5 protein-coding genes are annotated in these 4,105 nt (G+C 61.0%); 3 read left to right on the top strand and 2 right to left on the bottom strand.

Annotated elements, in window-relative coordinates; genetic code table 11:
- Window positions 1-1,481, top strand: a 1,481-nt coding sequence (gene guaA, locus ACJWXQ_RS09990) for a glutamine-hydrolyzing GMP synthase (protein WP_406672741.1), incomplete at its 5' end; no start/stop codon positions are given.
- A 35-nt stretch (window positions 1,482-1,516) separates the two neighbouring features.
- A complete protein-coding gene (gene tadA, locus ACJWXQ_RS09995; protein ID WP_346052519.1) occupies window positions 1,517-2,014 on the top strand; it encodes a tRNA adenosine(34) deaminase TadA in 498 nt (165 codons plus the stop codon).
- 314 nt (window positions 2,015-2,328) lie between these two features.
- Here tadA and pyp read toward each other — a convergent pair whose 3' ends face one another.
- Complete coding sequence (gene pyp, locus ACJWXQ_RS10000) at window positions 2,329-2,706, bottom strand: photoactive yellow protein (protein WP_406672742.1); 378 nt, start codon at window positions 2,704-2,706, stop codon at window positions 2,329-2,331.
- A gap of 316 nt (window positions 2,707-3,022) precedes the next feature.
- Window positions 3,023-3,271 (bottom strand): hypothetical protein, encoded by a 249-nt coding sequence (locus ACJWXQ_RS10005; RefSeq protein ID WP_406672743.1) that lies wholly within the window; start codon window positions 3,269-3,271, stop codon window positions 3,023-3,025.
- A gap of 139 nt (window positions 3,272-3,410) precedes the next feature.
- On the opposite strand from ACJWXQ_RS10005, the gene ACJWXQ_RS10010 reads away from it, so the two are divergent.
- Window positions 3,411-4,105, top strand: a 695-nt coding sequence (locus tag ACJWXQ_RS10010; protein WP_406672744.1) for an FAD-dependent oxidoreductase, incomplete at its 3' end; no start/stop codon positions are given.

The raw sequence follows: 4,105 nt of genomic DNA on the forward strand, positions 1-4,105 counted from the left end.
ACTGCGAGATACATGATCCCGAGATGGGTGATGAGGCCATTCGCGAGTTTGGCGCCAGTGCAGTGATCCTTTCCGGTGGGCCGGCTTCGGTCACCGAACAGGACACGGCCCGGGCACCCAAGATCGTCTTTGAATTGGATGTGCCTGTATTGGGCATTTGTTACGGCATGCAGACCATGTCGGCCCAGTTGGGCGGTCGGGTGGAATCCAGTGATCATCAGGAATTCGGTTATGCCCGGGTTCGGGTGACGGGCAAGAGCCGTTTGCTGGAGGGGATTGAAGATCACATGGAGTCCGGTGGCATTCCCAGTCTCGATGTCTGGATGAGCCATGGTGACCGCGTAGCCGAGCTGCCGGAAGGGTTTGAAGTGGTGGGCAGCTCTGACAACGCCCCCTACGCCGTGATCAGTGATGAGAGCCGCCGTTTCTACGGGATTCAGTTTCACCCCGAGGTCACGCACACCCCTCAGGGTGGCAGAATCCTCGAGCGCTTCCTGCACGACATTGCCGGCTGCGCCGCCGACTGGAAGCCGGAAAACATCGTTGAAAGCCAGATTGCCCAGGTCCGTGAGCAGGTGGGTGACGATCATGTGCTGCTCGGCCTGTCCGGCGGCGTTGACAGCTCCGTAGTCGCCGCCCTGCTGCACAAGGCCATTGGTGAACAGCTCACCTGCGTATTCGTGGACACCGGTCTGCTGCGCCTTGGTGAGGGCGATCAGGTGATGGCCACCTTTGCCGAGCACATGGGTGTGCGCGTGATCCGCGTCGACGCCGAGGATCGTTTCCTCTCCGCGCTCAAGGGCGTGGAAGACCCGGAAGAGAAGCGCAAGATCATCGGCCGCACCTTCATCGAAGTCTTTGATGAAGAAGCCGGCAAGATCGACAACGTGAAGTGGCTGGCCCAGGGCACCATCTATCCGGATGTCATCGAATCCGCCGGTTCCAAGACCGGCAAGGCTCAGGTGATCAAGTCCCATCACAATGTGGGTGGCCTGCCGGAGCACATGAAGCTCAAGCTCATCGAGCCCCTGCGCGAACTGTTCAAGGATGAAGTCCGCCGCCTGGGCGTGGAGCTGGGCCTGCCTCATGACATGCTCTTCCGTCACCCCTTCCCGGGGCCGGGCCTCGGGGTGCGTATTCTTGGCGAGGTGAAGAAGGACTACGCCGACATTCTGCGCAAGGCGGATGCCATATTCATCGAAGAGCTCTGGAACCACGATCTTTACAACAAGACCAGTCAGGCCTTTGCCGTCTTCCTGCCGGTCCGTTCGGTGGGCGTGATGGGTGACGGCCGTCGCTATGACTGGGTCATTGCCCTGCGCGCGGTGGAAACCATCGACTTCATGACCGCCCGCTGGGCACATCTGCCCTATGATTTCCTCGACCATGTCTCACGGCGAATCATCAACGAGGTCCGGGGTATTTCCCGTGTCACCTACGATATCTCCGGCAAGCCACCGGCGACGATTGAGTGGGAATAGGGAAATAACCTTGCTCCGTCCCCGGAGTCAAAGACATGACGACTCAGGACAACACCGACGAACGCTGGATGCAGCATGCCATTGATCTTGCCCGCCATGCCGAGGCAGCGGGGGAGGTGCCGGTTGGCTCGGTGATTGTTCGTGATGGCGAGGTGCTGGGGGAGGGCTGGAATGCCCCCATCAGCCTTCATGATCCCACCGCCCATGCCGAGATTGCCGCCCTGCGCGCGGCCGCAGCCCGTGACAACAATTATCGTCTGACGGGTGCCACCCTCTATGTGACCCTGGAGCCCTGCTGCATGTGCGCCGGTGCCATCATCCACGCCCGCATCGCTCGCGTCGTCTACGGCGCCCCCGACCCCAAGACCGGCGCTGCCGGCAGCCTCTTCTCCATCCTCGGCACAGACCGCCTTAACCATCAGGTCGATGTTCAATCCGGTGTCCTGGCGGATCAATGTGGGGACCTGCTGCGGAGCTTCTTTCGCGAGCGTCGGCGGAAGGGACCGGAACGCCCCCGGTCACCGACACCGTAGGGTCCTAACCCTACCGAAGCCACCAGCCAACCTACCCAAGGAACCTCTGATTAATTCATTCGCGCCCACAGCCAACGGGATTTCTTCTCTCGCGAGGCGCGACGAGCGTAGTGTAGCCGCTGTGCTACATGAGCGAGGAGCAACGAAGACGAGAGGGAAAATCCCGTTGGCCCACAAGGGGTTGGTGCTGAGAGCGCCTGCTTCAGCATTGCATTGCTTGCCCGTAGCACAGAGGCTACTGTGCTGCGCGCTGCGCCTTGACTCAGCAGCTCTCAGCGCCAACTGCGGGTGCGAATGAATTAATCAGAGGTTCCCTAAATTCGCTTGACGAAGACCCAGTAGGTGTCACCGGAGATCGCCTTTTTCATGTGCACCTTTACCTTTGTCGGCTGCATCTTGTAGTCGAAGACGTATTCAAACAGCGTGTTGAGTTCACCTTTGACCACGCCTTCGCGGAACTTGCCGGCGAACTCCGGGCGGTCCGTGCAGGGCGCCACGTCACGGAAGAAGTTCTTGCCCTTTACCTCCTCGGGATTGCGCCCGGTGATCTCACCTTCGGTGCTGTTGTAGTGGAGGATGTTGCCGTTTTTATCGAGCTGAATCGCGCCAAAGGCGAGGTCATCCAGTTCGTTTTCGTTCATGCGTGACAGGGTGTTTTCGATGTCATCGGAGCCGAAGCGTAGCTGTTCCATCGGAATATCCTTTGTTATGTAAAGAAAAGGGCGCCCCCCGAGTGCTCGAGGGTTATGCGAAGTGTACAGGTATTGTAACGAAATGGAATAGTTATTTGGCCCGGGCGACAGGCGGTGGCGCCGGACAGACAAAAGGGCTTATTCCGGACAAATTGGGGTGTTGTTAAGGGGGGAGCGGGTGAGTTTCTGGCACGACTGGCCGAAGCGCCCGCCGCCTATCCTCCCGGACAGGGCCTCTGTCAGGATGGGTGGGACAGGGGTGCGAACCCCACGCTGTCGCAAGAAGCGCTTGGGGGCAGAGTGATGGGAATCCGCCCTAATGGGTCGTCGGCCAGTCCGTGTCGTCCTGTTCGCAGGCGATCAGGTATTCCTCGAGTTGGCGTCGTTCCACCGGGCCGCTGAGACTGCCGGGTAGCAGTTCATAGAGGGCGGCGGCGATGGCGGCATCCCGCGAGGTATTCTTGGAATGGATGACGCGGTCGAACAGCTCAGGCGGCAATTTGTGTTTGACCCCGAGGGCTGCGGCGGCTTCTTTTCGGATCGAGCACTTCCAGTTTCCACGCATGACAGCCTCCTCCGTGTTGGTCTGTCTCCCAGTGGAACCCAAAGCATAGTGCAGGAGAGGCGAATCGGCTGTAGGAAATTACTGATTCTGCAGGGACGGCCTCTGGCCAGGCGGGAGGCGACATCGTAGGATGCCGGGCATGAACAGAGACTATGACATTGCGGTCATCGGGGCCGGCCCCATCGGCGCCGCCAGCGCCCTCGGTCTGGCCCGGGCCGGCTATCAAGTGGCCCTGGTGGACGCCCAAGCGTTGAAGGACCCAGTCACCCAGGATGAGCCGTTGGACTTGCGAGTGTTCGCGGTCTCGCGCGCCTCCCGGCGGCTGTTCCAGAAATTGCATGCCTGGTCGGCGATGGAGGCGGTGCGGGTCAGTCCCTATCGGCACATGACGGTCTGGGATGCCCACGGCCGTGTCGAGTTTGACGCCGCCGATGTGGCCGAGGCCGAGCTGGGTCATATTGTCGAGAATCGGGTCATCCAGGCCGCCCTGCACCAGCAGCTTCGGGAGTCACCGATCGACTGCTTCCTGCCCGATCGCCTGGAACGGCTCAGCCTGGAGCCGACGGGGTCGCTCTTGGGTCTGGCCAAGGCCGGTCGTCTCCGCGCTCGGCTGGTGGTCGCCGCCGATGGCGGTGCCTCGCCCACTCGCGAGATGGCTGGTATCAAGGTCAATTCTTTGGATCACGAGCAGGTCGCTCTGGTGGCCCATATTCGCAGCGAAATCCCGCACGGAGAGACAGCCCGTCAGCGGTTTTTGGACACCGGGCCCTTGGCCCTGTTGCCCCTGGCGGACGGGCGCTGCTCCATTGTCTGGTCCACCACGCCGGCCGAGGC

Origin of the sequence: Natronospira sp., assembly GCF_007134575.1 — a bacterium.
In the GTDB taxonomy this organism is placed as follows: domain Bacteria; phylum Pseudomonadota; class Gammaproteobacteria; order Natronospirales; family Natronospiraceae; genus Natronospira; species Natronospira elongata.

What these genes read in the sequence shown, in the direction of transcription:
- tadA (WP_346052519.1), top strand. Translation starts at nt 1,517, where the DNA reads ATGACGACTCAGGACAACACCGACGAACGCTGGATGCAGCATGCCATT.
- pyp (WP_406672742.1), bottom strand. Translation starts at nt 2,706, where the DNA reads ATGGAACAGCTACGCTTCGGCTCCGATGACATCGAAAACACCCTGTCA.
- ACJWXQ_RS10005 (WP_406672743.1), bottom strand. Translation starts at nt 3,271, where the DNA reads ATGCGTGGAAACTGGAAGTGCTCGATCCGAAAAGAAGCCGCCGCAGCC.